32 protein-coding genes are annotated in these 25834 nt (G+C 37.2%); 21 read left to right on the forward strand and 11 right to left on the reverse strand.

Annotated features, from left to right (window positions below; translation table 11 throughout):
• Positions 1-44 precede the first annotated feature (44 nt).
• Positions 45-182: a BA3454 family stress response protein gene (locus V7108_RS07505; RefSeq protein WP_335518573.1), complete on the reverse strand. Its 138-nt coding sequence runs from the start codon at positions 180-182 to the stop codon at positions 45-47.
• 92 nt (positions 183-274) lie between these two features.
• On the opposite strand from V7108_RS07505, the gene V7108_RS07510 reads away from it, so the two are divergent.
• Complete coding sequence (locus V7108_RS07510; protein WP_335518570.1) at positions 275-742, forward strand: GNAT family N-acetyltransferase; 468 nt, start codon at positions 275-277, stop codon at positions 740-742.
• A 39-nt stretch (positions 743-781) separates the two neighbouring features.
• On the opposite strand, the gene V7108_RS07515 is transcribed toward V7108_RS07510, so the two are convergent.
• Positions 782-1012, reverse strand: a complete 231-nt coding sequence (locus V7108_RS07515) for a hypothetical protein (RefSeq protein ID WP_335518566.1) — start codon at positions 1010-1012, stop codon at positions 782-784.
• Positions 1013-1262: 250 nt separating this feature from the next.
• Here V7108_RS07515 and asnS point away from each other — a divergent pair, with 250 nt between their 5' ends.
• Positions 1263-2654, forward strand: a complete 1392-nt coding sequence (asnS, locus tag V7108_RS07520; RefSeq protein ID WP_335518563.1) for an asparagine--tRNA ligase — start codon at positions 1263-1265, stop codon at positions 2652-2654.
• 51 nt (positions 2655-2705) lie between these two features.
• Here asnS and V7108_RS07525 read toward each other — a convergent pair whose 3' ends face one another.
• Positions 2706-2879, reverse strand: coding sequence for a hypothetical protein (locus tag V7108_RS07525; protein ID WP_335567780.1), 174 nt, complete (start codon positions 2877-2879; stop codon positions 2706-2708).
• Between the two features lie 167 nt (positions 2880-3046).
• Between V7108_RS07525 and V7108_RS07530 the strand changes: the two genes are divergently transcribed.
• Both V7108_RS07530 and V7108_RS07535 read left to right on the forward strand, forming a co-directional pair.
• Complete coding sequence (locus V7108_RS07530; protein WP_335567781.1) at positions 3047-3268, forward strand: helix-turn-helix domain-containing protein; 222 nt, start codon at positions 3047-3049, stop codon at positions 3266-3268.
• Between the two features lie 254 nt (positions 3269-3522).
• Positions 3523-3723 (forward strand): cold-shock protein, encoded by a 201-nt coding sequence (locus V7108_RS07535; RefSeq protein WP_335518555.1) that lies wholly within the window; start codon positions 3523-3525, stop codon positions 3721-3723.
• An 85-nt stretch (positions 3724-3808) separates the two neighbouring features.
• Here the strand turns inward: V7108_RS07535 and V7108_RS07540 are convergent, their stop codons facing one another.
• Entirely contained in the window at positions 3809-4423 is a 615-nt protein-coding gene (locus tag V7108_RS07540; protein WP_335567782.1) for a PH domain-containing protein, read from the reverse strand.
• A 227-nt stretch (positions 4424-4650) separates the two neighbouring features.
• Between V7108_RS07540 and V7108_RS07545 the strand changes: the two genes are divergently transcribed.
• Entirely contained in the window at positions 4651-5619 is a 969-nt protein-coding gene (locus tag V7108_RS07545; RefSeq protein ID WP_335567783.1) for a DMT family transporter, read from the forward strand.
• 47 nt (positions 5620-5666) lie between these two features.
• Here V7108_RS07545 and V7108_RS07550 read toward each other — a convergent pair whose 3' ends face one another.
• The 5 genes from V7108_RS07550 to V7108_RS07570 form a co-directional block, all read right to left on the reverse strand.
• A complete protein-coding gene (locus V7108_RS07550) occupies positions 5667-6527 on the reverse strand; it encodes a DUF421 domain-containing protein (RefSeq protein WP_335567784.1) in 861 nt (286 codons plus the stop codon).
• A 20-nt stretch (positions 6528-6547) separates the two neighbouring features.
• Positions 6548-6751, reverse strand: a complete 204-nt coding sequence (locus V7108_RS07555) for a DUF1657 domain-containing protein (RefSeq protein ID WP_335516093.1) — start codon at positions 6749-6751, stop codon at positions 6548-6550.
• An 82-nt stretch (positions 6752-6833) separates the two neighbouring features.
• Positions 6834-7037: a DUF1657 domain-containing protein gene (locus V7108_RS07560; protein WP_335516090.1), complete on the reverse strand. Its 204-nt coding sequence runs from the start codon at positions 7035-7037 to the stop codon at positions 6834-6836.
• A gap of 76 nt (positions 7038-7113) precedes the next feature.
• Positions 7114-8367 carry an erythromycin esterase family protein gene (locus V7108_RS07565; protein WP_335516087.1) on the reverse strand — a complete coding sequence of 418 codons (1254 nt, stop codon included), beginning with the start codon at positions 8365-8367 and terminating at the stop codon, positions 7114-7116.
• A 112-nt stretch (positions 8368-8479) separates the two neighbouring features.
• Positions 8480-9262, reverse strand: a complete 783-nt coding sequence (locus tag V7108_RS07570; protein WP_335568123.1) for a GNAT family N-acetyltransferase — start codon at positions 9260-9262, stop codon at positions 8480-8482.
• A gap of 1107 nt (positions 9263-10369) precedes the next feature.
• On the opposite strand from V7108_RS07570, the gene V7108_RS07575 reads away from it, so the two are divergent.
• The 3 genes from V7108_RS07575 (at position 10370) to V7108_RS07585 (ending at position 12402) form a co-directional block, all read left to right on the forward strand.
• Entirely contained in the window at positions 10370-11242 is an 873-nt protein-coding gene (locus tag V7108_RS07575; protein ID WP_335516100.1) for a YitT family protein, read from the forward strand.
• Between the two features lie 96 nt (positions 11243-11338).
• Entirely contained in the window at positions 11339-12205 is an 867-nt protein-coding gene (locus V7108_RS07580) for an SPFH domain-containing protein (protein ID WP_335516086.1), read from the forward strand.
• A gap of 14 nt (positions 12206-12219) precedes the next feature.
• Complete coding sequence (locus V7108_RS07585) at positions 12220-12402, forward strand: Arc family DNA-binding protein (RefSeq protein ID WP_335516084.1); 183 nt, start codon at positions 12220-12222, stop codon at positions 12400-12402.
• Positions 12403-12757: 355 nt separating this feature from the next.
• On the opposite strand, the gene V7108_RS07590 is transcribed toward V7108_RS07585, so the two are convergent.
• Complete coding sequence (locus V7108_RS07590) at positions 12758-13009, reverse strand: sigma-G-dependent sporulation-specific acid-soluble spore protein CsgA (protein ID WP_335516081.1); 252 nt, start codon at positions 13007-13009, stop codon at positions 12758-12760.
• A 135-nt stretch (positions 13010-13144) separates the two neighbouring features.
• Between V7108_RS07590 and pssA the strand changes: the two genes are divergently transcribed.
• A complete protein-coding gene (gene pssA, locus V7108_RS07595) occupies positions 13145-13636 on the forward strand; it encodes a CDP-diacylglycerol--serine O-phosphatidyltransferase (RefSeq protein WP_335567785.1) in 492 nt (163 codons plus the stop codon).
• Between the two features lie 119 nt (positions 13637-13755).
• Positions 13756-14025 (forward strand): hypothetical protein, encoded by a 270-nt coding sequence (locus V7108_RS07600; protein ID WP_335567786.1) that lies wholly within the window; start codon positions 13756-13758, stop codon positions 14023-14025.
• A 250-nt stretch (positions 14026-14275) separates the two neighbouring features.
• Here the strand turns inward: V7108_RS07600 and V7108_RS07605 are convergent, their stop codons facing one another.
• The gene (locus tag V7108_RS07605; protein ID WP_335520593.1) at positions 14276-15160 is read right to left on the reverse strand and encodes a VanW family protein; all 885 of its coding nucleotides are present in this window, start codon (positions 15158-15160) and stop codon (positions 14276-14278) included.
• A gap of 211 nt (positions 15161-15371) precedes the next feature.
• On the opposite strand from V7108_RS07605, the gene V7108_RS07610 reads away from it, so the two are divergent.
• The 11 genes from V7108_RS07610 (at position 15372) to V7108_RS07660 (ending at position 25778) form a co-directional block, all read left to right on the forward strand.
• On the forward strand, positions 15372-15566 hold the full coding sequence (locus V7108_RS07610; RefSeq protein WP_335510171.1) for a hypothetical protein: 195 nt from the start codon (positions 15372-15374) through the stop codon (positions 15564-15566).
• A gap of 251 nt (positions 15567-15817) precedes the next feature.
• Positions 15818-16519 (forward strand): response regulator transcription factor, encoded by a 702-nt coding sequence (locus V7108_RS07615; RefSeq protein WP_335510173.1) that lies wholly within the window; start codon positions 15818-15820, stop codon positions 16517-16519.
• On the forward strand, positions 16491-17909 hold the full coding sequence (locus tag V7108_RS07620; RefSeq protein WP_335510175.1) for a HAMP domain-containing sensor histidine kinase: 1419 nt from the start codon (positions 16491-16493) through the stop codon (positions 17907-17909). Before V7108_RS07615 ends, V7108_RS07620 begins: the two co-directional genes overlap by 29 nt.
• A gap of 209 nt (positions 17910-18118) precedes the next feature.
• The gene (locus V7108_RS07625; protein WP_420489177.1) at positions 18119-19480 is read left to right on the forward strand and encodes a S1C family serine protease; all 1362 of its coding nucleotides are present in this window, start codon (positions 18119-18121) and stop codon (positions 19478-19480) included.
• 17 nt (positions 19481-19497) lie between these two features.
• On the forward strand, positions 19498-20391 hold the full coding sequence (locus V7108_RS07630; RefSeq protein WP_335567788.1) for a peptidylprolyl isomerase: 894 nt from the start codon (positions 19498-19500) through the stop codon (positions 20389-20391).
• A gap of 19 nt (positions 20392-20410) precedes the next feature.
• A complete protein-coding gene (locus V7108_RS07635; protein WP_335567789.1) occupies positions 20411-20827 on the forward strand; it encodes a hypothetical protein in 417 nt (138 codons plus the stop codon).
• Positions 20828-20946: 119 nt separating this feature from the next.
• The gene (locus tag V7108_RS07640) at positions 20947-21081 is read left to right on the forward strand and encodes an RAxF-45 family protein (RefSeq protein ID WP_335510182.1); all 135 of its coding nucleotides are present in this window, start codon (positions 20947-20949) and stop codon (positions 21079-21081) included.
• Positions 21082-21223: 142 nt separating this feature from the next.
• Positions 21224-23098: a ribosomal protection-like ABC-F family protein gene (gene abc-f / locus V7108_RS07645; RefSeq protein ID WP_335567790.1), complete on the forward strand. Its 1875-nt coding sequence runs from the start codon at positions 21224-21226 to the stop codon at positions 23096-23098.
• A gap of 119 nt (positions 23099-23217) precedes the next feature.
• A complete protein-coding gene (locus V7108_RS07650) occupies positions 23218-24534 on the forward strand; it encodes a Na+/H+ antiporter NhaC family protein (RefSeq protein ID WP_335567791.1) in 1317 nt (438 codons plus the stop codon).
• Between the two features lie 94 nt (positions 24535-24628).
• Positions 24629-25207, forward strand: a complete 579-nt coding sequence (locus V7108_RS07655) for a YitT family protein (RefSeq protein WP_335567792.1) — start codon at positions 24629-24631, stop codon at positions 25205-25207.
• Positions 25208-25271: 64 nt separating this feature from the next.
• Complete coding sequence (locus tag V7108_RS07660; protein WP_335568124.1) at positions 25272-25778, forward strand: mismatch-specific DNA-glycosylase; 507 nt, start codon at positions 25272-25274, stop codon at positions 25776-25778.
• Positions 25779-25834: the final 56 nt, after the last annotated feature.

The following is a 25834-nucleotide window of genomic DNA, read 5'->3' on the forward strand; positions in this document are numbered from 1 at the left end:
CAAGAAACAGCGTCCAAATAATGGCCGCTGTTTTTACTGGTATTTTAATTGTTTTTCCATTGTTTTTCAACCTGTTCAAACGCTAGGCGGTATATTTCCTCTTCGGAAGTGTTGCGATTGGCTAAGACATTGGTTAAATATATTTTTCCTTCGAATGTTACTTTTACATTAACTTGAACCATAGAATCACCTTTCTCATTATATATTTTTAAAATTTAAATCTAATTAAGGTAAAATAAAAATACCGGTTTTATTAAATGATTGGAGGACAAATATGTCAGTGCAGTTTGAAGAGATAACAAAAGAAACGCTATACATTGCGCTTGAAATCATAAATTCGAATACAGACTATAATGTTCTTGAAAATGGAAATGCCAAAAGGGAACTTGCGGATATGGAAAAGGCATTCTTGAATTCTGTAACAACAAGTGTATTTATTAAGTTGGATGATACGTATATCGGGGTTATAGACTACATAATGGAAAGTCCAAAAGATCGGTGCCCTTGGCTGGGGCTTTTAATGATTCATCGTGATTACCAAGGATTTGGTTTTGGTACACAGGCATATTCACTTTATGAAGGTGAAATGCATAAAAGAGGCCTAGAACGTATTCGCATAGGAGTCCTAAAAGAAAATGGAAAAGCTAAGGAATTTTGGAAATCTTTAGGTTTAATTTCTATTAAAACAGCTTTGAACGAAAATGGCAAGGAAATTTTTGTTTATGAAAGGTTGTTTTTATAAAGGAAAAGAGCCTTATGAAAAAAACTTCCCGAAGGAAGCTTAGACCTCAAGTAACAAAAATTCTTCGGCAAATTTCTGAACTTGCAGTTTGTCGAAGTTATTCTTTCTTAGTGTAGATTCTGCCTGTATTAATAAGGCCTGGGTGGTCGTATTTCTTTTTAATTCCCTTATAGTTACATCACCATTCAATAATTGAATCGCTTTTTCTTGGATGGTTTGATTCTTAGAAGAATGATACAGAAGATAGGCAATACAAGTAACTTTATCCACAATCAACACTCCCATTATCAAGAATCGAACATTTCCTAATTATTTCGACTCCTCATAAGAAAAATCCTGCAAATATTCTGAAAAATATCTAACAGATTTCAGGAAAAATTGTAGAATATTGCTTATTTGTTGTGAGTTTTATATAATATTGAAGGGATAAGAAACAAAGATACTGTGAAAAATCATTACCTTGCGTCCCACGGACGGGAGGATTTTTATTTTTACGTGAGAGTTGGAGGTACAAAAGAAAATGAAACAAGCCCTAATTAAGGATTTGTACAGAAATACAGAAAGCTACATAGATCAGAAGGTTCAATTATCAGGATGGATCCGTACCGTTCGCGATTCAAAAACCTTTGGTTTTATTGAATTGAATGATGGTAGCTTCTTTAAAGGTGTTCAAATCGTATTTGACGAGCAATTGGAAAATTTCAAAGAAATTGCAAAGCTTCCAATTAGTTCATCCATTAAAGTAGAAGGAGATTTTATCCATACTCCTCAGGCAAAACAGCCGTTTGAAATTAAAGCGACAAATATTGAGATTGCAGGACTTTCAAATGTTGACTATCCTTTGCAAAAGAAAAAACATTCATTTGAGTATTTAAGAACCATTGCACATTTAAGACCACGTACCAACACGTTTTCAGCTGTTTTCCGTATTAGGTCTTTAGCTTCCTATGCGATTCATAAGTTCTTCCAAGACAAAGGATTTGTTTACGTACACTCACCGATTATCACGGGAAGTGATACCGAAGGTGCAGGTGAAATGTTCAGAGTTACGACACTAGACATCGATAACCCTCCAAAGAATGATGAGGGAAAAACAGATTTAACTAAGGATTTCTTCAACAAAGAAACGAACTTAACTGTTAGTGGACAATTATCTGCAGAGGCATTTGCATTAGCGTTCCGTAATGTTTATACGTTTGGACCGACTTTTAGAGCGGAAAACTCAAATACTGCAAGACATGCAGCGGAATTCTGGATGATTGAACCTGAATTAGCATTTGCTGAGCTTCCTGAAGTTATGGATCTTGCAGAAGAGATGGTTAAGTATGTAATCGGCTACGTTCTTGAACAAGCTCCAGAAGAAATGAACTTCTTTAACAGCTTTATTGAAAAAGGGCTATTAGATCGCCTGAAACACGCACATACATCTGACTTCGGCCGTGTAACGTATACAGAAGCGATTAAAATCTTAAAAGAATCTGGTGAAGATTTTGGCTACCCTGTTGAATGGGGGCTTGACTTACAAACAGAACATGAGCGTTTCCTATGTGAAAAAGTGTTCAAAAAGCCTGTGTTTGTCACGGATTATCCGAAAGAAATTAAAGCTTTCTATATGAGATTAAATGAAGATAAAAGCACAGTTGCGGCAACAGATTTGCTTGTACCAGGAATTGGGGAATTAATCGGCGGAAGTCAACGTGAAGAGCGTGAAGATATTCTTGCTGGAAAAATAAATGAACTTGGTATGAACGAAGAGGACTATTGGTGGTACCTAGAACTAAGAAAATACGGTGGAACAAAACACTCAGGCTATGGTCTAGGATTTGAACGATTAATTATGTACCTAACCGGTATGTCAAACATACGAGACGTTATACCATTCCCAAGAACAACAGGAAATGCAGAATTTTAATATGAAGAATAAAGAAGACCAATCCTCTGGATTTGGTCTTTTTACGTTAATCTATTGACTTTGAAATTCTTCTTCGAAAAAGAATGTCTCGGGATGCTCCTTAACGGTGTAAGAATACCTTTTCATATTTTTTACATATTGCCATTTTAGAATGGTAACTTCTTCGCCGGTGTCCTTAAGCTTCACAGTTTGCCCGCTATTGAATCTGTTACTAGAGTTTCTCAAATTAACACCCCTTTTTTTCATCAATTTAATTATACCACATTTTTATTTTAGTTGCTTGTTACTATCTTATGAACGCTTTTAAGTCCCTGCTGTTTATGGCGGATGGTAGTGATTCCTTTCATTTACATTTTCATTGTGTTACACTAATTAAAAAGTGAGGTGTCATTTTGACTAATTATAAAGCGAAAAAGAGTAACCTCAAAGCCTTGTTAACGAAGAACAGCATGAATATTGAGGGCTTAGAAAAAAATACACAAATTCCTTTAGAACAGCTTAACGGCTACATGACTAGGAAAGTAATGAATCTCAGTACAGCAATGACCATTTCAAAAGAATTAAATTGCCGTATTGAAGATTTATACGACTGGGAATTAGAAGAAAAAATTTAATATTGTTTGATTTGTCACTAGGGTTTATCCTAGTGACATTTTTAATAAGTTCACCATCTACTAACATGTTTATTCAGGTATTATGTGTAAAGTAATAGACGAGACCTTGCTTAATTTTTCTTTTTTTGGTATGATTATGAAGAATTATTTTTGTTCGGTAGTAAAGGGAAGATTAGTTATTGCTTTTCGCCTGGATCACAAAGAGCAAGAATAGTAATACAATTGTGTGGATTACACACGAGGAGGCAACAAATATGGAAAACGGTAAAGTAAAATGGTTTAATGCAGAGAAAGGTTTCGGATTCATCGAGCGCGATGGCGGAGAAGATGTATTCGTTCACTTTTCAGCAATCCAAGGCGAAGGCTTTAAAACACTTGAAGAAGGTCAATCAGTAACTTTCACTGTTGAGCAAGGTGCTCGTGGACCTCAAGCTGCTAACGTACAAAAAGCTTAATCACATAGCATGTGGAGGACAGACCCAATTGGGTCTGTTTTTTCTTATATAAAATACCTCTAAAATATAGAGGTATTTTTTGTGTCTAATTATTAATGTATTTTTCAAAAACAAAGCCGTAGTCTTTTATGTTATATTGCTTTTTACTATCCTCCAGCCATTGGAAAGCTGCTTGATTTAACATCTTGAATTGAACAACCAAATTGTTATCAGAACTAGTAACACGTCCTAATGTCGTAGATGCAATATCAAGGCTTTCTTTGGCATAGCGAAGGGAAATTTCATTCTCGTAAGCAATTTCTGAGATTTTAATAAGTGCTTTGTATAGGTCCTTTACTTCTTCAATGTGTTTTTTATGGACATCAATAGAGAAGAGCTCCGAACCAATCTTAAATTTAATTTCAATATCAAGGTCGACTGTACCAGCAGTTTCCAGCTTCACATCAGAAATTCTATTTGTTGCATAACTATAGCGATGAAGCATTCTCTTTTTGCTTGTTGCACTTGTTCCGTCAAGGTGAATCAGGGCATTATTTGTAAAACAATATTCATCTGATTTGGATTTAATTAAAAAATATATCTTTTCGTTATCTTCATGCATAACATAATCATCGGAATCCACTTTATCGTAATTTTCTGGTCTAATAACAGAACCTACATCGCTTAATCCTAAAATATCTGCTGCTACTTTTCCAAACATTCTATCAACCTCACTTAAAGAAATTTTAATTGCCATCCAACTATACGAATATGTACGTAAGAAGTTTCAAGCTTTTTGAACGACGAAACAATTTATGCTTTGCATTTTTGACTTATGCTAAGATTTTAAATATCAAATAATTCAGATATTTGTTATAATAAAAAAATGTATCCATAGAATTGGACTTATTCTATGGAAGAAAACCTAAGTCAGAAGGGGAATAGAAAATGCGTCCAGTCATCCTTGGCGTTTTGGCTGCATTCTTTTTTGCGTTTACGTTCATCATTAACCGTTCCATGGAGCTGGAAGGAGGGAGCTGGATATGGAGTGCTTCATTACGGTACTTCTTTATGGTTCCTTTTCTGCTGCTCCTTGTGATGGCAAGAAAGAATCTTAAACCTTTATTTCTAGAAATGAAAAAAAATCCGAAAGCCTGGCTTTTGTGGAGCACAGTAGGATTTGGACTTTTTTATGGTCCAATTTGTTTTTCAGCAGCCTATGCACCTGGATGGCTCATTGCATCAACCTGGCAAATTACGATCATTTCAGGTTCCTTATTAGCACCGCTTTTTTTTGAAACAATAATGACAAAAAAAGGTCCGTTGCAAGTGAAAGGCAAAATACCCTTAAAGGGAATGTCTATGTCGATGGTTATTTTGGCGGGGATAATCTTAATGCAGGTGGATCAAGCAGATTCGCTTTCATTTAGAGAAATCCTTTTAGGGATTGTACCAGTTCTGATTGCCTCGTTTGCCTACCCTTTAGGGAATAGAAAAATGATGGATGTGTGCGGGGGAAGGCTCGATGTTTTTCAACGGGTATTAGGAATGACAATTGCAAGTTTGCCTTTATGGATTATTTTAGCCATTTATGGCTTGGTCACGGTCGGCCCGCCTAGTTTGGGTCAGACCTTTCAATCTGGTATTGTAGCCATCACCTCCGGCGTGATCGCAACCATTTTATTTTTCCAGGCAACAGACCTTGTGCGAGGAAATATGCAAAAATTAGGGAACGTAGAGGCGACACAGTCAATGGAGGTTTTATTTGCGTTAATGGGCGAATTACTCCTTTTGAAAGCGGCATTTCCATCTGTCATATCGTGGACTGGGATGGTACTGGTCATGGCAGGAATGGTGCTTCACAGCTATGTATCACATAAAGGGGATATCCCGGATGGGAAAAAAGCGAGTGCGTAATGATATTAAGCCTAATCTGATACATGATTAGGCTTAATAAGTAACGATTAACTTGAAAGGTAAGGAGTCAGTTTGTCGATGGCTTCCTGCACCAATTTCGCATTCTTCGTATACATAGCTTTTGCATTTTCGTCTTCGGTTCCAAGTGAAAAAATCTCTAAATCTGCTTGCGTTTTTTTTAGCGTAGCTAATAAAAGCGGTCTCTGTGAAGGAGAGGGGACTTGGATTTTGTCATCATATAAATCTACCGTTAATTCTCCATATGAGTCCACTTGACCGATAAAAACATTATCGAGGGTAACTTCAAGTTTTTCTAATTCTGTGGTGAGCCAGCCCCTGCTTTTTCCGGCGGACCTTAATGCCTCATCTAAAATGCTTCCATCCATAATGATGGTTTGGGGTTCCTTTTCTGTAGGGACCTTCATATTTAAGTCTTTGGGAGTCAAGGGGCGGTTTTCTTTTTTCAATAGAGTACTGAGATCACCTCTAGGTTCTAGGACAGCAAATTCAACGTCGGCAACACGAAAAATATCTTTCTGACGAAGTAAGGCAGACAATTCATCAATCGTGTATTTTTCTTTCTTTAAATTCTCTTCTAATACCTTGCCATCTTTTATTAAAACAGTTCCTCTTCCATCAACAATGTCTCGAAAGGATTTACTTTTTAAAGCTAAAATGTCAACCAATAGTGTTGCAAGACTGAAAATAATAATAGCCGCCATTCCTTGAAACATATTTTTTTCTAATCCAGTTATTGCTTCTCCTGCTATGCTGCCAATTGTAATTCCAGAAACATACTCAAAGAAAGAAAGTTCAGATATTTGTTTCTTACCAAGTATTTTTGTCATTAAAAATAAAAGTGCCATAAAGACAAAAGAACGAATGATGAGATCAACCCAACTAGGCAAATTTATTCACCTCAAAACTTTCAACTTTTATATTGTGGCTCAAGTCGTTCGAGCTCTAAAACCCGTGTCTGTAGATCTTTATTCACAGATGCAATTGTCTCCATTGATTCATGAAACACCTTTTTGGTATCTTCATCCATAGAAGTTAAAGCCAGGGATGATAACTGCGCTTCAATTCCCTTTATATTTGAAAGGCATTGCTTAACGTTTGCTGCAATGGTCATGAATGAAATTCCTTTCTTCTAGAGGATATACGTTACAATATTAAAAGGGTTGGCAGTGCTGCCAACCTTTACGCTCTAATATTTATTGATTGTATTGAGGCTCTTCTGCTAAGATTTCCTGAAGACGTGGTTCAAGACTGTCCAGGACGGATTGAGTTTGTTGAGCAGCATCCTGATAAAGTTTTTTTGCGTTTTGATTATCTGTTGCTAATGAAAAGGCTTCAAAACTAGCTTGTGCACTTTTTAAACCTGCTAATGCTTGTTTAACTTGAGTTCCAACTGTCATAGAGTAAATCCTTCTTTCATTTTTTTTTACTTACAGAACGTAGTATGTGGATTGCCTCATAAATTATGTGACTTTTTTATTTAACAAGACTTTCTAGTAAAAAAGGATGTAGGGCATGAGTTTTATCTACAAAGATAAATCCATCGTAGCGTTCACTCATGATGGATGGAACATAGTTTCCATATCTTTCATATTCAGGTCTGTATACAACACCGATTGCGCGATGACCGATGGTTTTAATGAATTCTTCACGGTTATTCTCATTAAATAATAGATACTGGTTCTTTCCCTCAGCTCTATGCATTAAATCCTCCCAGCTCCCAGGTTGAGCATGGGGGACATCGGTAACACGGAAATCTACTCCCCACTCTGTTGATGCAATCACCGTACCACGGTGCGTTCCAAAGCCAACGATGTAAACATCTTCGGGATCATTTTGTTCTCGAATCAATTGCCCCACATTTACCATCCCTGCATCTTTCATATCAGTAGCCCGGGCATCACCAACATGGGTATTGTGTTCCCAGATGATTACTTTTGCATCATCACCGTAATACTTCATCACAGCATTCAAAGCTTCAACCATATGTGTGTCTCTTACGTTCCATGACTTTGAATCGCTTGAGACCATCGTCCGGTAATATTCTTCTGCGTTTACCGTAACAAGCGCATTAACTTCCATGTTTAAACTGCTTTCTTCATCATCGTCGTATTTCCACTTGTTTTTTTGTATGGTAGAGAGAAGGGCAAGGGCTTCTTTGATACAATTTTCTGATAAATATCCTGCAGAAACCGCATAGGACTCATTATTTCTGTTATAGGGCTCAAAGCAGGTAAATGCATTTCTTGCCTGTTTAAGGCCTGAATTGCCAGTCCGTTCAAAATATTTAATAATCTCATCCATACTTTCCCAAAGACTATAGACGTCTAGTCCATAAAATCCAACTTTGTTCTTTCGTTTGGTTTTTTGATTATAATTTCTTAACCATGAAACTAGTTCCATGATTTCTTCATTGGCCCACATCCACGTGGGCCACCGATTAAATTCTTCAAATGCCAGTCTAAGATCTTGGTGGGGTGACCCAATGTTTTTTATATACGTATTGATTCTTTGACAGGATGGCCAGTCTCCTTCAACGGCTATCACATTGAACCCTTTTTCCTTAATTAATTTTTTCGTAAGTTCAGCCCGAATCGTATAAAATTCGGATGTACCGTGGGATGATTCACCAAGGAGTACGTATTTGGCGTCGCCAATTGCCTGAATTAGCGGGTCAAGATCATGAATAGTATCGAAGGGTCTAGCATGTTTTTTTATGGCCTCCAGCATTGATAAACATCCTTTCAGAAACAGTCTTATTGGTAATTTCCCTCAGTCGATAGAAGCTTATCCAAAAATAAATAAACCCCCTGAATTTTATCAGGGAGTTTTGGTGGTGAAATCATCGGTACATGGTCCACTTGCCGATATCTTTGAATCCAAGTCGTTTATAGATTCGTCCGGCTTCAGGATTATCATAAAATAGGCAAAGTAACTTGCCTTCATTTAATACATCTCTAAAAAGTTTATGCATAATTGCTGTTGCTAATCCTTTACGGCGATACTCTTTTCTGGTACAAACACCGACAATCATAGCTGAAAATGAATTTTCTGCTGTGGTTGATACACAAGCGGTCATAGTTCCATTTTCTTCAGTGAAATAGCTTCGAGATGTATTGGATTGCATGGAGGTTAGTAATATTTCCTGAGCATCATCTCTGATTTGAAATTCGTCAATGGATTTACGAAGAGATAAAATTTGGTCAACATCAACGATGTCAGCTTTTTTAATTTCTATATTTGTTTTTTCAAGATATTCTATATTCTTACATTCTGCAAAAAAAGTTTCTTGTTTTTTTCCAAGCTGCAACTCTTTATAAGGTTCAAATTTCTCGACGATTTCAGTTTTACCGGATAAAAGACGGGGTTGAGGAAAGGAGGTAATAATTGAGACAAAGGAATCCACATCAAATTCATCTTTGGCATATGGAATAAATGATTGATAAAATCTGAGAAGAACGGCCTTTATTTCTCCCTGTTTATTGAATTGCGCCCAAATATCTTGAAAATCTGGATCATAGCCAAAAACTTCTAAGTCCCCAATGATAAATAAATTAATGGATGGTTCGCCACTTAAGAATCCCATGATGTGATTATGGTCATTTTTGGTCATTTTTCTAATGATAAAAATCGCCCCTTTTGCTATACTACTCGTATTCAAATATTAGCACAATTTCATTCGTAATAAACTAATAGTTTGCTATGTTGAAGGTATTTTTAATAGTCTATTAATTTTGAAGAATTCACCAATTCGTCACAAAGAACCTGTGTTATCGTAAGATTCCGGTGATATACTATAAGTGTAAAGAGAAATAAAAAAATTAACTCTCTTAGGAGACTCAACCATCCGTGTTCGTTCCGTACGTGAACGAGTAGTAAAAGTTTTTCTTTGTAATGTTTGGTAGGTGGAGCGATGTAACTGGAATTGGAAAGATGTAACACCTAACAAATCTTTCTTTTTAGGAAAGAGGAAATCACTTTTATCAAAATGAAGGTACAATGTTATTGGGAATTGGGAGTAAAGTGAAAATTTATCTACCTATGAAAATGTACGTAGATAAATTACTCAAACCAAATGATCTTTTTTAATATTATTATGGAGCTTCCATTTGCGAAGAAACCTAAGTAATGAACAAAAGAAAGAATCATAAAACCAATAACGTAAACAAATAGGTAGAATTTCACTATTTGGACCTAATTGGAGTAAAAGTGCTCACCAAAAAGGTTAAGATTTTGTTCCACGATAAAGATACATGATAAATGAATTAACTTTATCACTATTTTTATCAAAATCAATTCCAGACCTATATTGCCAAGATGCTGACCTAAACAATGGATAAGAGTCAATGGTAAAATACCAGTAAGTTTGTTTCTTTTTAGGAATTTGAATTCCATTAAATTTCATGCGAATTAATTCCTTCAACGGAACAGCACACATCGGCTAACGAATTCAACCTTCCATTAGATCGTAAAATGACTAAAAGGAAGAGGTGAAAACAATTTGGCTGATGTCAATGGTTGGGTCCCCTAAGAGGTTAATTATTCAAGAAGCTGTCTCAAATGAGGCGGCTTCTTTATTTTGATTAATAATAAAATAAATTGGTAAATAAAGTGTTTACATTCAAAGTGCGACTAAATTACTGTTATAATGGAATTAAAAAATAATCACGAAAGGGGCAAGATAATGTCAGGAATTCCGAACATTGATTTAAACGAAGAACGGAAAGTAATCATGGAAAAAGTTCAACAACACAGAGGATTGACAACCAGTAAAATTATTCAAAGAATTATGTTAATCACCATTGGTGCTGTTTTGATGGCCGTTGGACTTGAAATTTTCCTTGTACCCAATCATGTTATTGATGGTGGTATTGTTGGGATTTCGATTATGCTATCATATTTGACTGGTTGGAAATTAGGTATTTTTATCTTTATTCTCAATATTCCTTTTTTCTTTATCGGGTATAAACAAATTGGTAAAACCTTCGCCTTATCCACTCTTTATGGAATTATTATTCTTTCTATTGGTACTACATTACTTCATCCAGTACCCGCCTTCACCCAAGATATATTACTGGCTACTGTTTTTGGGGGAATCGTTCTTGGAATAGGGGTAGGGATAGTCATCCGCTATGGAGGATCCCTGGATGGAACAGAAATACTCGCCATTCTATTTAATAAAAAGCTTCCATTTTCTGTTGGTGAAATTATTATGTTTTTTAATTTATTTATACTCGGAAGCGCTGGATTTGTTTTTTCGTGGGACCGTGCTATGTATTCTCTTATTGCTTATTTTGTTGCCTATAAAACCATTGATATTACCATAACGGGTTTAGATGAATCAAAATCGGTGTGGATTATTAGCGATAATTCAAAAGAAATCGGCGAAGCGATTATGCATCGACTTGGTCGTGGTGTGACATATATTAACGGTGAGGGTGCTTATTCTGGCGATCACAAAAAGGTGATTTTCTGTGTAATCAACCGTCTTGAAGAGGCAAAATTGAAGGAAATTGTTACTGAAAGTGATGAAAATGCTTTCCTTGCGGTTGCGGATATTGCAGAAGTGCGTGGGGGGAGATTTAAGAAAAGAGATATCCATTAAAGTCGCCGTGAGGCGGCTTTTTCGCTTCCTTTTTTAATATTAAAGTGATATCATAATGATAGTAGATAAATATCATTTTAAAGGGGAGTGGCAGACTTGAAAGAAAAAGATCTATTTAAAATTAACGGTATATTTGGTGTTATCCTATTTCTTTTATGTGCTGGAATAGCGGTATTTAGTTTCCGTCAATTTATACTTAATGAAAATTTTCTTATGTTGGCAATTGTTATTGTTTTCTTGCTCTTAACTGTAATTGTTGTAACTGGTTTTACGATTATTCAACCGAACCAGGCTAAGGTTTTTACCCTTTTTGGCAGTTATTTGGGTGTAATCAAACAAGAAGGCTTCTGGTTAACCGTCCCATTAACAGCAAGAACAAACGTATCACTTAGAGTAATTAATTTTAACAGTGACAAATTAAAGGTAAACGATTTGGAAGGAAATCCGATTGAAATCGCTGCAGTGGTCGTTTACAAAGTGTTTGATTCAGCGAAGGCAGTTTTTGATGTGGAAGATTATAAAGAATTTGTTCATACACAAAGTGAAACAGGTCTGCGGCATATTGCCAGTCAATATCCATATGATAATTTTAATAACGACTATGAAATCTCTCTGCGCCAACATTCTGATGAAGTTGCGGATGAGTTAACAAAAGATCTTCAGCAAAGACTTCAGCTGGCAGGTGTGGAAATTATCGAAGCGAGAATCATGCACCTAGCCTATTCTAGTGAAATTGCTCATGCGATGCTGCAAAGACAACAGGCAAAAGCAGTGTTAGCTGCCAGAAAAGTGATTGTTGAAGGAGCCGTATCTATGGTTAAATCGGCGATTGACCAATTAAGGACAGAGGGAATCGTGGAGCTTGATGAAGAAAAGAAAGCACAAATGGTAAATAATTTAATGGTAGCTTTAGTTTCTGAGAAGGGGAGCCAGCCAATAATCAATACAGGAAGTATCTATTAAGGTTGTGACTTAAAGTGGCTGAGAAAAAGAGATTTTTACTTCGTATGGATCAGGAAGTCTATGATGCACTTGAGAAATGGGCAGAGGATGAATTCAGAAGTGTTAACGCGCAAATAGAAATCATCATTAAAAAAGGCTTGAAAGATTCTGGAAGACTAAAAAGACCGGGAGGCACCCGGAAGAAAAATAAGGATTAAAAAGTATTGACCTAAGCTCCTGTCGTTAAATGGCGAAACTTATCAAACTTGCCCCGGAATTTGTCATTGTATGCGCTTACCTAGGAAATAATAATAAGCAGTTCTTCAATATTTCCCAAAAAGAGATGTAGTTTTCAACTAACATCTCTTTTTTACGCTCTTTTCGTAAACTTTGTTGCTTTTTGTAACTAAATTTAATGATTTTGCTAATTTCTGCTGAAAATGAATTAATTTGATAAGAAAAGAGCTGCAAAGTAAATTCTAAAGCGTAAAATGACTATTTCCACGTTAAAATCGGCTTTAAGATTTTAACAACAATCATTACGAGAACAGACCTTTTTTATGTAACTTATTGTTAGAATAGCAACTCGAATACTTCATTTAATTCATATGCCCTTTTCTCATCCTGTTCTTCCTTGGCGTAGTTTATTTCCTTAGGCAGAATTTCATTTAAAAAGGTAATTTCTTTGTAGTTTAAGTGACGGACAAAATCTCCTTCCGAGGAAAATTTACCCTCCATTAATTTACGATATACCTGTCTGCCTTCGTTATGTCCGTCAACGTAGTTTGATAAAATTTCTCGTAAATACCCCAATGTATGATCCATTTTGTTCATCCATCCTTTCATTTTTTATGATTTGAAGAATTGTTAATTCTATACCTTGATTCACTTTTTATAAAATGGTGCAGAATAAAGGAGAGGTTATGTATTGGACCAGTTGTCACAAAAGGGGGGATCTGCTTGTTAAACCATCTGGTGAGAGCAGTACCAAATTTATTTACGCTTGGTAACTTACTATCTGGAGTTTTTTCAATTACGTTTAATATGAATGGATATTTGCAAATAGCGGCAATATTTATTTTTTTATCGGTAATTTTTGACTTTTTTGATGGGCGGTTGGCGAGAAGGTTGAAAGTCAATAGTGAATTTGGTGTAGAACTGGATTCATTAGCGGATATCGTTAGTCTTGGGGTTGCACCTGCCCTTCTTTTTTACTCTTTAGAAGCGCCCACTGTCTTCACAACCATAGCATTCATGCTATTCCCCACTATGGGTGCTCTAAGGTTGGCGAAGTTTAATGTAAAACCAACAAAAGGCTATTTCATGGGTCTGCCAATCACTGCAGCAGGATTAGTAATGGCTGCTATGGGAATATTTTTGTATAGTAATGCCTTTGTTACTTTTTTATTATCCATTCTAATGGTTACCCCTGTGAGAATAAAAAAACTATAATCTTTATACTACAATTTACCTGTGCATTACCATTCATATTCTACTCAAATAGGTAAAGATTAAGCTAATGGAAGGGCCGTTTCCCTTTCTAGTTCATGTTAGATAAAGGAGTGCTTCGGATGAGGAATATGATGAATCCGTTTTTCAATATGTTTGGTAGAAAACGAAATAGAAAGGGTACCATGTGGGCATCTCTTATTGGACTTGGAATAAGTGCCGCTGTTTTTGGACTAACTAGAGGAAAACGAAAAAATATAACAATGCCGATCCAACATCTAGTCCAAAGCTTCACACCCAAAACGAACCTTAACCATATGAACAACACTGCACTAGCAGAGTTCTCAGAAGAGTTACTAGCGAGTGCATTGCGAAATGATAAAGATCGTTAAAGAAAAAGTCCGCATTTGCAAATGCGGGCTTTTTATAAAAGATAAGTATAAGTTTTTGAACTTAGTTTACTGTCCAGCTCCAGCGCCCTAGCGGCTAGTGTCCTTCGCTCTCCGCGAGTAAAAATCCCTTCAGGATTTTTACCTACCTACGATAAGTCAAGCACGAACGCGCCTCCGGCTCTTCGTGTTTCCTTTATCTCAGTTGGAACGCCCAGGCAATACGCCGCTGACCAGGGCGCTTCCGCTTTTCTTATAATGGCGGGTTAGGGACTTTTTTTGGTTGATATTCTATAACATCTGATGAGAATAACGTGATGACTAAAAGATTCCCCATCGTTCTTGCTCGGATGATAATCGGCTGATTATACATATTTTTAAATTCAAAGTCAGGTCCATACCAGCTTACCGTGGCATCGCGCCCAGGTGGGATATAAGGAACATGTCTGCTGTGAGAAAACCGTTGTACGATTTTTAATCCTGCGCTATCGACTGCATTGAATAACGTGGAAGAAACTTGACAAATTCCACCGCCAATATCTTCTGCATATTCACCTCTTACGATTACTTTAGCCTTTTCATAGCCCTTTGCTGCAGTCCGCCTTCCAACTACACGATTAAAAGAAAAAGTCTCTCCTGGAAAAACGACATGATTATTAATAGCCTCCACGGCAAGTTTGATATTGATGGTCCGTTTTTTATTACTAGGATTAAAAGAAGTGAAATAACGTCCAATTCGTATACTCCGAATATCTGCTAGAAGTTCAGTATCAACTTTTGGATAAACAGGGTACATGGGAATCTCTAATGTTGAAGTTTGATTTTCGAAAAAATAAGTATAGAATTTTTCAGTAAATGCCTGACGATTGATACTCTGACCAACCTGCTCAGGAACAATATTTTCATTTTTGTCCAATTCTGCGTCTTTAGGCAAAACCGAAAACTTTTTCTCTAATTGTTTTAACAGGTTATCATACTTTTGGGTATCCAAAATTAAATAATGCGGCCCGCCAATTGAATATTCTTCTCTATTGATAGTGGAAACGAAATTCCCATCTTTTGTAATGTGTAAACTAGTTTGTGGGATTACTTGTTGTATCAACAGTAAACCACTAAATAACCATGTGAAAAAATACATAATACATACCCCCTCCTGATAATTTGGTGCAAGATGGTTATTTTTATGTAAATTAGCTTTCTTAATTTTTAAGTGGCGGATTAGGGAACAGGTATTAGTCTTTTTTTAGGTTTTGTTGAAAAAAATGCAGAATAATAGTATATAATCAAGTAATAAAACGAATTACGCAAAGTGCTAGCGCTCTGCTATATAAATGATAGGAGTGTCTCCCTTGGCTGAAAACGGAAGAATACAATTAAATGTAAGGATTACAAGAGAAACATCAGACAAACTGGATGAAATAGTCGAATATTATCAAGAAAACCTCAAATTAGGCCGAGTATATAAAGGTGATGTGTTGACGGATATAATTGAAAAATCCTATGAAGTGATGAATAAACAAAAGAAAGGAATTAAGAGGTATTAATTATTAAAACAAAGGAAAAGTATTTGTCATTGCATAGGCATTATCCATGGGAACCATTTGCAGAATTGGCTGTAACAGTAGAAGAGAGCAGGTGAGGTCTGGAAGTATCCAGGTCTCTTTTTTATGAAAAATATTAACAAACCATGAACAAACTATTAAATCCCTGGGAAGATTTTGAGGTATAGTTGATATGTATGAAAAATGTTATAAACTGAAGAATAGAAGAGTTTTTGCTAGGAGATGAAGCGATTTTGAAAATCCTTGTGATTGAAGATAATACAAGTGTTTGTTCGATGATTGAAATGTTTTTTGCCAAGGAAGGAATCGAAGGGACTTTTGTAAATGATGGTCTTGAAGGGTATAACACGTTTAAAACAGGAACGTGGGACGCTTTGATTGTTGATTGGATGCTCCCTGGTATGGATGGAGTAAGTATTTGCCGGAAAATCAGAGAAGAGAAATACACGGTGCCAATTATCATGTTGACCGCGAAAGATACAGAATCTGATCAAGTACTTGGACTTGAAATGGGAGCAGATGATTATGTGACGAAGCCATTTAGCCCGCTAACCTTAATGGCAAGAATAAAGGCAGTTACACGCAGGTATCAAACCCAAGTAAGTAATCAGCCGGAGGAATTCCTTCAGACAGATCATTTTAAGATCAGTAAAAATACCCGGGAAGTCCTTGTTGATGGAACTCCTGTTACAAACTTAACTCCAAAAGAGTTTGATCTTTTATATTATATGGTTGAACATCCTCGGCAGGTTTTTTCAAGAGAGCAGCTACTAGAACGGGTTTGGGGATATCAATTCTACGGTGATGAACGAACAGTAGACGTTCATATAAAGCGGCTGCGGAAAAAGGTAGAAACCACTGCGCAGCCATTCTTCCATACTGTATGGGGAGTAGGTTATAAGTTTGATGAATCGGCTCAGACAGATAAGAATTAAATATTTTTCTCAACAATTCATCAGCCATATTAGTATCATCATTGTTGCTTTTTTAGTCTTAAGTCTTTTGTTTGCCCATTATGTTGGGAATTTGGTGTATGAAAATAAAGCAGATGAATTGATCTCCTATGGAGAAGCCATTATTTCAGATATTGATCGTAATCCTGTTATGTCGGATCAAATAATCAATCAATATAGTAATGTTTTACGATCTAGAAAAGTTAGTTTTAGTATGTTTGATCAAGAGGCCAATCTGTATGCTGTCGGAAGAAGTGGACCAGCGATCGAGTTAAACCCTTCCGAATGGGAAAAAATTAAAAACGGGAAAACGATCATCGTCCAAAGTGATTATAAACGATTTGACCAAGGTGTTACCTTTGTTGTCTTGCCCTATATCGATCGCGGCAGGTTTGTTGGCGGAATTTTGTTAACCTCGCCAATCAGCGGTTCCAGTACAATGATCAGGCAAGTGAATCAATTTTTAATTTATACGATTCTAATCGCACTTGGCGTCTCCTTCCTACTGAGCTGGCTACTATCGAAAATACATGTGAACCGAATAAAGCGGCTACGTGAAGCAACATCGCTTGTCTCTGCTGGAGATTACCATGTCCATGTGCCTTCCTCTAATTTTGACGAAATCGGCGAATTGGCCAATGATTTCAACCATATGGTGAAAAAATTAAATCACTCGATGGAAGAAATCGAAAGCCTCGAAAATCGCAGAAGGCAATTTATGGCCGATGTTTCACATGAAATGCGGACACCCTTAACCACCATTAGCGGTGTCGTTGAAGGATTGAAAAATGACATGATTCCTGAAGAGGATAAGGAAAGAGGAATTAATTTAGTCAGTCAGGAAGCGAAGCGGCTGATTCGTTTAGTAAATGAAAACCTAGATTATGAAAAAATTCGCTCCAATCAAATTCAGTTATATCGCGAAGATATTCAGCTGTTGGAACTCTTAGAAATCATACAAGAACAATTGTCCGTACAGGCTGAAGAGAAAAATGTTCAAATAATCGTTGAGGCAAATGTGGACGTAATGGTCAATGCTGACTATGATCGACTTGTGCAAATTTTAATCAATATCACGAAAAACAGCATCCAGTTTACGTCGGATGGTACGATTTGGCTTAGAGGACGAACAGAACAGAATAATGTCATTATTGAAGTAGAAGATACAGGAATTGGTATTGACCCGAGTGAAGTTGAAAAAATTTGGCGGCGATTTTACAAAGCTGAAATATCCAGAACCAGTAATCCTTATGGTGCATTTGGTCTAGGTCTCTCTATCGTTAAACAGCTCGTTCTTCTTCATAATGGAGAAATTGAAGTACAAAGTGAAAAAGGAAAAGGAACGAAGTTTACCATTACCTTTAACCAGTAAACAGCAGAGAATTCTGCTGTTTTTTCTTTTTTTACGAAATAATTATTTTGTCTTAAAAATTTCCAATTCCCGTTATAATTTGTTAACAATTTTTTCATATTTATGGGCTAAAGTATAGATATAGAAATCAATTACACAAGATTTTAGTGTAAAGGAGAAGAAAACGTATGAATTACAAAGATGAATTCGAAAAAGATAATGAAAATAACATTGAAAAAGCATCAGACTTTGAAAATATTCAGCCTGAAAGTGAATCTATTTCCCAGCGTGAAGAAAGCAAGCCTGGACCACAACTTACTAATGAAGTGCCAAAAAGTGAAGAGTTAGTGGAAGAAGACGAGGTAAGGACAGAAGTATCTGAACAACAAGCTAACCGTATAGAGTTTAAAAATCATACCAAGAAAAAGAAAAAAGGTGTTAAAAGTTTTGCCTCCATGGTAGCGGCAGGGGTGGTTGGTTCTGTAATAACGTTAACGGTGCTTCCTTATACCGACTATATGGAAAACTTTGTTAATACAGGAACTCAGTCGAATGGTCTTACAGTGCAGAACACGAATCCTGAAGTTAATACCGTTACGGCACAGCCTACCTCAGCAAAATCATCTTCATCAATTGCGGATACGGTTGAGCACTTATCAAAAACAATTGTAGGGATCGTCAATTTTCAGCAGAAGCAAAGCAGAGGTTTTTATGGTAGCAGTACATCTCAAGATGTGGAGAGTGGGACAGGTTCAGGAGTTATTTTTCAAAAGAATAATGACATTGCCTATATCGTAACCAATAACCATGTTGTAGAGGGTGCAACAAAACTTGAGGTATCATTATACAACGGTGAAAAAGTAAATGCAGAAGTGGTTGGAACCGATGCTTTAACTGATTTGGCTGTTTTAAAAATTGATAGTAAAAACGTTGAAGCTACTGCCCAGTTTGGTGATTCCTCCAAACTTCGACCTGGGGATGAAGTTTATGCGATTGGGAACCCGCTAGGACTAGAGTTCTCAAGAACCGTAACACAAGGTATCGTTAGTGCGGTAAACAGGAGTATTGATGTTTCTACCTCAGCGGGAACGTGGGAAACCAATGTTATCCAAACAGATGCAGCGATCAATCCGGGAAATAGCGGCGGTGCGTTAATTAACCCTGATGGCTTAGTCATTGGAATCAACAGCCTGAAAATTGCTAACAGCGGTGTCGAAGGATTGGGATTTGCGATTCCAAGTAATGATTTAATTCCGATTGTGAATCAATTAATTGATAACGGAAAAGTAGAAAGACCTTATCTGGGAATTGGACTCGCTGATTTAGCGGAAGTGCCGCAATTATACTGGGAGAACCTTCCGGATAGCGTAAAAGAAGGGGTAATGATTACTGCGGTTGAACCTAACTCCGCTGCAGGAAATGGTGGATTAAGAGCGCAAGATGTGATTGTTTCGATGAATGGAACCAAAATCGCCAACAGCTCAGATTTAAGAAAATTCTTATACTCAGATGTAAAAATGGGTGATGACGTTAAATTTGAAGTTTATCGTGACGGAAAGCTTACCACGGTGAACGTTAAGCTAACGAAATAATATAAGGGAGCAATCCAATGACTTTTATTGAAAAAAACAAAAAATTACTTTTTATCATCGTGGTACTCATACTTGCGATGAGTGTGTTTCTTAGCTTAGCACTAACAAAGGACAAAGCCATTGCCAAAATTGATGGTGAAACCATCAGTAAAGACGAACTTTACGATGAAATGGTTAATCAATATGGTGCAGCAACTGTCGAGCAAATGATCTCCGATAAAATCGTAGCTTTAGAAGCAAAAAAACAAAAGGTTAGTATTTCTGATAAAGAGTTAAATGAAGAACTGGATAAATTAAAAGAATCATATGGCGGTGAAGAGGTTTTTGACCAGATGCTGGAAGCGAATAATACATCACTTGATGCCCTTAAAGAAGACTTGGAAAATTATTTAACGTTACGTAAACTTCTTGAGCCGCGAATCGAGATTACCGACGAAGAATTAAAAACCTATTTTGACGAGAATAAGGATTCATTAGGTGAAGCAGAACAAGTGAAAGCTAGCCATATACTTGTGGGAGATGAGGAGACTGCAAAGGAAGTCAAACAAAAGTTAACCGATGGAGCTGATTTCGCTGAATTAGCGAAGGAATATTCAACGGATGAAGGGTCAAAGGAAAACGGTGGGGAACTTGGCTTTTTCCCTAAAGGAACCATGGTAACTGAATTTGAAGATGTGGCCTTTACTCTGCCAATTAATGAAATTAGTGACCCAGTAAAATCTGATTATGGGTATCATATTATTAAAGTGGAAGAAAAGAAGGAAGCAAAAGAAGCAAAGTATGAAAATAGTCAAGCAGCAATCAAAGATATGCTGATTGATCAAAAAATGGAATCGGAATACTCCATTTGGCTTGAAGATAAGAAAAAGGATTATGATATTGAAAATACGCTAGAATCTGTAATGGGGTAACTCTTATAATGAGGTGAAAATGGTGAATCAGGTCGGAAGATATGCAGCTAGTGATGAAGTAGATGATTTCCTACTGATGAAGATGGTTATGGAACTCCCAGAAAAGGACAAAATGGTTATGTGGTCGCAAGGGTATTTAGATTCAGTAATCGAAAAATTACCTGAGTATGCGCGCGACATTTTGGAGAACCGCAAGCAAAAATGGGAAGATACGAAGGAGTTTTACCAACAACAGATTGAAGAAATTCTCAGCGATGAGGAATTCATAAAACAGTCAAAGGGCGAACGGAAGCAGTTTGCCCTTTTTGTCATGGAGCATTACCGTGAACTCCAGTCTTTATTGTTTGCGGCTTATGATGGAAAAATAACAGATGAAGACATTAGGAAATTTGTATATCGGAGACGGTTTGGCGGCAGGAAAAAGTATCTTCATTAAGGTCTGTCTCGCGGGATTAAGTTTAAAAGCTTTTGATTAGTCAGACAAAATAGGCTTGCAATGATTACCAATAATATTTACAATATAACTATCTTGAGTTGAAACGGAGGTGTAAAGAGATGGTTCGTTCTATTTTTGTACGTGTAAAGTGGCTTGAAGCGCTATATTTGTGTCGTGCAATTTTTCATGATGTAGTTTTCAAAGGGGGGAGTCTGCCCTTTTTACCTAACTGCAAATTGAATATAGAAAGATAACACATCTCTTTACCCATTAAAAAATATGGATAAATGAGGGTGCATTTTTGCACTCTTTTTTCATGCCATTTTTCAAGTGCGCAGGTATCTATAGATGCCTGCGCCTTTTTGTAAAGAGAGTGTTCAAAAAAGGAGAATGAACATGATCGTATGTAGTGTAAATCATATAGAAAAATCATTTGGCGGAACGATTATATTTGAAGATTTATCCTTTGAAATTTACGAAGGGAATCGAGTGGGCTTAGTTGGACGAAATGGAAGCGGGAAAACCACTTTGTTAAAATTGCTTGCCAATCAAGAAGGTGTTGATGGGGGAGTCATTCATTGGAAAAGGGGTCTGAAAATCGGCTATCTGGCTCAAATTCCTGATTATCGTGACTTAACAGTTAAAGAAGTCCTAAAAACAGCTTTTGAAGAATTAGTGGAAACAGAAGCAAAATTGCAGAAATTAGAAGTTGAAATGGGACAGGAACTTCCCCCTGTTCAATTGCAAAGGTTAATGGATCAATATGGTAAGCTGCAGGATGACTTCATCTTAAACGGCGGGTATGAAATGGATGCGCAAATGGACACTGTTTCACACGGTTTAAAGATCACAGATTTGATTGATAAACCTTTTTCACTTTTAAGCGGCGGTGAAAAGACAAAGGTCGGTTTGGCATTAAGCTTATTAAAGAAGCCGGAACTGCTGTTGTTAGACGAACCGACTAACCATTTAGACTTGATGGCGATTGAGTGGCTTGGAACTTTTCTCAAGGAGTATTCTGGAACGATTATATTGATTTCCCATGATCGTTACTTTTTAGATGAGGTCGTAACGAAAGTACTCGACATGGAGGATGGGGAAATAGAGCTGTACCATACAAATTTTAGCGGCTTTGTTAAAGAGAAGGAAGAGCGCTTGTTACGGGAGTTCCAGGAATATCAGGAACAGCAGAGGAAGATTAAGAAAATGAAGGAAGCAATTAAACGGCTAAGGGATTGGGCAAATCGGGCCAATCCGCCAAGTGCCGCGCTTCATAAACGGGCTACCAATATGCAAAGGGCACTCGACCGAATAGAAAAACTGGATCGTCCAAAGCTGGATGTAAAGAAAATGGCCATCGACTTTGAAGCGAATGACCGCAGTGGCAAAGATGTCATTAAGCTTGAGGGTGTTGCGAAAAGTTTTGGCAGCCGGACGCTTTTTGAAAATGTAAATATGCTTATTCAGTATAAGGACCGGGCAGCAATTGTCGGTGAAAATGGAACGGGGAAATCGACACTTTTAAAGATGATTCTTCGCGAAAGTGAAAGTGATATAGGAACAGTTAAGGTTGGCAGTAATGTGAAAATCGGTTATTTATCTCAACATGTCTTCAATACGATTGGTGATGATAAAGTAATCGATGTTTTCCGTTCCGAAGTAACGGTAAATGAAGGGGAAGCTCGGCATATTTTAGCACGGTTCTTATTTTACGGACCAGCAGTTTTCCGCAAGGTGAATCAATTGAGCGGTGGGGAAAGAATGCGATTGCGTCTTGCTCAGCTGATGTATCAGGACATAAATCTTTTGATTCTGGATGAACCGACGAATCACCTTGATATTGATTCATGTGAGGTGTTAGAAGAGGCTTTAGAGCAATTTAATGGCACAATTTTAGCTGTGTCACACGATCGTTATTTTCTTAATAAATTGTTTACGAAAATTTATTGGCTTCAGGATGGGACTGTCCACTTTTTTGATGGCAACTATGACTGGGCAAAAGGAAAGTTAAGTACAGTAAAAGTAATTAAACCTGCAGAACCAAAAAAAATCCAGCAAAAAAAGGTTGAAAAGCCCCAAGCTGCGAAAGCTCCTGTCCAGGTGGAAGCTATTGAACAACAGCTGGAGGAGCTTGAAGCCAAAATTTACTCGTTGAAACTGCAGATGGAAAGTGTGCTGGATATAGGAATGCTTCAGAAGTATTATGCGGAAATTGAGGTAATGGAGGGAGAAAGGGATCAATTATACAGGCAATTAGATGAAGTGGTATGACTTTTCAGTGTCGACACTTACCTTTAAATGGAGCCGAAAATGCGGCTCCATTTATTTTGCTTTTCGAAAGATAAACCAATGATTATAATTAGTTATATTAAAAATAAGGTTGGTATGAAATGAATAGTTTTTCTATTAGTCATTTAATTTTTCTCCTCTCGGTGACGTTAGCGGGTGTGAGTTGGTCGGTCTTCTTTCATCAACCGCTCGTCATTGGTTTTCTGCCGGGATATATAACCCTTGTAATTCTATCTAAACAGAAAAATCAATCATTAAAAAAAATCATCAGAATTAGCTTGAAAGGAGTTTACAAGACAAGGATTGTTATTCTTATTCTTTTTCTAGTTAGTTTTTTACTCCCATCCTGGTATTTGTCTGGAACGATTGATCAAATGGTAAGACTTGCCCTTTATTTTATTAATCCTGATTATTTTTTTGTTTTAACGTTTATAGCTGCCATGGTGTTTTCGATGCTTCTAGGTACGACAGTTGGAACTCTTAGTGCGATTGGTATTCCGATTCTAGGGACAGCTTTGGTGCTTAACCTACCTTCTGAGGTGGTAGCAGGAGCATTGGTTTCAGGGGCATTCGTTGGAGACAGAACATCACCTTTTTCTAGTGCTCATCAACTATTGGCCCATACGCTAGAATTACCGGTGAAAAAACAATGGAACGCGATGCTGCTTACAACGGTTATGGCTGTGGGTATGTCGTTGCTGTTTTACGGGGCATTTGACTACTTTTCAGTTCCCAGATTGCACCAGGTTGAAACCTTGCATGGGTATGAGTTTTCCTTGATTAAGTTTATTCCACCCATCGTGTTGCTACTTTTGGTTCTTTTTAAAGTAAGTATTCTATATGCCTTTCTATCTAGTATTCTTTCTGCTGCTATTATTACGTTGTTGGAGGGAGCCGGAGTTCTGGAAATAGCTCTAGCATTTTGGAGTGGAATTGAAGGTCTTGGCGGGGGATTCATACATATGTACCAACTCTTGCTGTTCCTTGCTTTGGCTGGTGCCTATAATGGTCTGTTGGAGGAATTGAATGTTATCCAGCCCTATCTTGATAAATGGATGAAAAATTCATCATCTTTAACAAGTGATACGTTAAAAACCCTCTTTGCTACTCTATTAATTAGTTTAATTGCGGCTAATCAAACGCTTCCGATTATCCTGACGGGCCGGTCCTTCCTGCGTCATTGGACCAATAAATACGGGAAAGAGGAATTGGCTAGAGTGATGGGCGATACGACCATGCTATTCCCAGGAATGGTGCCATGGAGTGTGCTTGCCATCATGTGCAGTACGATTTTGGGAATACCAATCTTGGGATTTCTGCCATATGCGTTCTTTCTATGGATACTACCTTTATTAACATTGGTAGTGTCCATAGCCAAACATTTCCGAAAATCAAAAAAAATCGTAACAGTGTATTGAACGGAGTTCTAGTCTCCGTTCTTTTTGTTGCGAATGAACTCCCTTGTCCAAACATATAAGTGATTATAGAGAAATTTGGACAAGGGATGGTAGGATGCTGAAAAAATTGGCTGTAATTGGATTTGGTAGTACGATGATTGGCATTGGGGTTAACGGATTTATATTGCCATTCCATATCATAAATGGCGGTATGTTTGGAATTAGTATCGTGTTCAATTATTTGTGGCAATTAAATATTGGAATAACCTTTGTGTTTTTAAATATTCCTGTTTATCTCTATGCATACAAATCAGATTTTAACTATTTCTTTTACGGCTTAATCGGAGCCTTTTTTTCCGGTTTCATGATTGAATTTTGGTTCCCTTTAAGGGATGCGTTCCATTTACCGATTATTAGTTCGGTGATTCTTGGCGGACTGATCATTGGGATTGGAGTAGGGACGATGCTCAGGAATCACATAAGTCCCGGCGGAATGGATCTTCTTGCCTTATTACTAGCAAAATGGACAAAAATAAATGTAGGGATCATCGGATATGTAATAGATACAGTGATAATCATTTCGAGCCTGCTCCTGCTCAAGGAACCCAGATTACTATATTCGTTGTTAGTTGTATCGATAGTTGGTATATTAGCAACTGCGATAACATCATATGGTTCAGATGAATCGATATGAAAAAAGGGTGTAGTTTAGTATTATAAGGTGAGAAATGTATTTTGAATTGAGGTTTGTTTTTATGTTGAAACCAGTAAAGGATCATGTAAAAGAGAAATTAAACATTCTATTTGTTGGATTTAATCCGAGTATTCGTTCTAGTGAAACAGGACACCATTTTGCCAATCCGAATAACCGGTTTTGGAGAATCTTACTTGAGGCGGGATTGACTCCACGAAAATTTGAAGCTTCTGAAGACGCGAAGCTATTAGAGCTGGGCATGGGTATTACGAACATTGTGGCTAGACCAACAAAAGCAGCGGATGAAATTACGAAGGAAGAATACAAAGAAGGAAAAGAAATTCTTCGAAGAAAAATTGAGCAGTTGAAGCCGCGTGTGGTGTGTTTCGTCGGGAAGGGGGTTTATCAGGAGTATAGTGGGTTGAAAAAAGTTCCTTGGGGGAGGCAGGAGGAAGCGGTCGTTCCGGGAACGATTGACTTTGTCGCCCCTTCTTCGAGTGGATTGGTGAGGATGAAGCTGGAGGAGATTGTTGACATTTATAAGGGACTAGGAGCACTTTCTCTGGATTGAGCTAAAATTAGATGGGACAGGGTTTGCAGAAGTACACCGCCGTTGATTGTGCCGAT

The organism is Neobacillus vireti (assembly GCF_036962345.1).
GTDB classification, from domain to species: Bacteria; Bacillota; Bacilli; order Bacillales; family Cytobacillaceae; genus Neobacillus; species Neobacillus vireti_A.

What these genes read in the sequence shown, in the direction of transcription:
- V7108_RS07560 (WP_335516090.1), bottom strand. Translation starts at nt 7,037, where the DNA reads ATGACAGTTGGAACTCAAGTTAAACAAGCATTAGCAGGTTTAAAAAGT.
- V7108_RS07635 (WP_335567789.1), top strand. Translation starts at nt 20,411, where the DNA reads ATGGTGAATCAGGTCGGAAGATATGCAGCTAGTGATGAAGTAGATGAT.
- V7108_RS07600 (WP_335567786.1), top strand. Translation starts at nt 13,756, where the DNA reads ATGAGGAATATGATGAATCCGTTTTTCAATATGTTTGGTAGAAAACGA.
- V7108_RS07630 (WP_335567788.1), top strand. Translation starts at nt 19,498, where the DNA reads ATGACTTTTATTGAAAAAAACAAAAAATTACTTTTTATCATCGTGGTA.
- V7108_RS07565 (WP_335516087.1), bottom strand. Translation starts at nt 8,367, where the DNA reads ATGCTGGAGGCCATAAAAAAACATGCTAGACCCTTCGATACTATTCAT.
- V7108_RS07510 (WP_335518570.1), top strand. Translation starts at nt 275, where the DNA reads ATGTCAGTGCAGTTTGAAGAGATAACAAAAGAAACGCTATACATTGCG.
- V7108_RS07605 (WP_335520593.1), bottom strand. Translation starts at nt 15,160, where the DNA reads ATGTATTTTTTCACATGGTTATTTAGTGGTTTACTGTTGATACAACAA.
- V7108_RS07505 (WP_335518573.1), bottom strand. Translation starts at nt 182, where the DNA reads ATGGTTCAAGTTAATGTAAAAGTAACATTCGAAGGAAAAATATATTTA.
- V7108_RS07545 (WP_335567783.1), top strand. Translation starts at nt 4,651, where the DNA reads ATGCGTCCAGTCATCCTTGGCGTTTTGGCTGCATTCTTTTTTGCGTTT.
- V7108_RS07555 (WP_335516093.1), bottom strand. Translation starts at nt 6,751, where the DNA reads ATGACCATTGCAGCAAACGTTAAGCAATGCCTTTCAAATATAAAGGGA.
- V7108_RS07640 (WP_335510182.1), top strand. Translation starts at nt 20,947, where the DNA reads ATGGTTCGTTCTATTTTTGTACGTGTAAAGTGGCTTGAAGCGCTATAT.
- V7108_RS07655 (WP_335567792.1), top strand. Translation starts at nt 24,629, where the DNA reads ATGCTGAAAAAATTGGCTGTAATTGGATTTGGTAGTACGATGATTGGC.
- V7108_RS07620 (WP_335510175.1), top strand. Translation starts at nt 16,491, where the DNA reads ATGAATCGGCTCAGACAGATAAGAATTAAATATTTTTCTCAACAATTC.
- V7108_RS07540 (WP_335567782.1), bottom strand. Translation starts at nt 4,423, where the DNA reads ATGTTTGGAAAAGTAGCAGCAGATATTTTAGGATTAAGCGATGTAGGT.
- V7108_RS07535 (WP_335518555.1), top strand. Translation starts at nt 3,523, where the DNA reads ATGGAAAACGGTAAAGTAAAATGGTTTAATGCAGAGAAAGGTTTCGGA.
- V7108_RS07650 (WP_335567791.1), top strand. Translation starts at nt 23,218, where the DNA reads ATGAATAGTTTTTCTATTAGTCATTTAATTTTTCTCCTCTCGGTGACG.
- abc-f (WP_335567790.1), top strand. Translation starts at nt 21,224, where the DNA reads ATGATCGTATGTAGTGTAAATCATATAGAAAAATCATTTGGCGGAACG.
- asnS (WP_335518563.1), top strand. Translation starts at nt 1,263, where the DNA reads ATGAAACAAGCCCTAATTAAGGATTTGTACAGAAATACAGAAAGCTAC.
- V7108_RS07590 (WP_335516081.1), bottom strand. Translation starts at nt 13,009, where the DNA reads ATGGATCATACATTGGGGTATTTACGAGAAATTTTATCAAACTACGTT.
- V7108_RS07575 (WP_335516100.1), top strand. Translation starts at nt 10,370, where the DNA reads ATGGAAAAAGTTCAACAACACAGAGGATTGACAACCAGTAAAATTATT.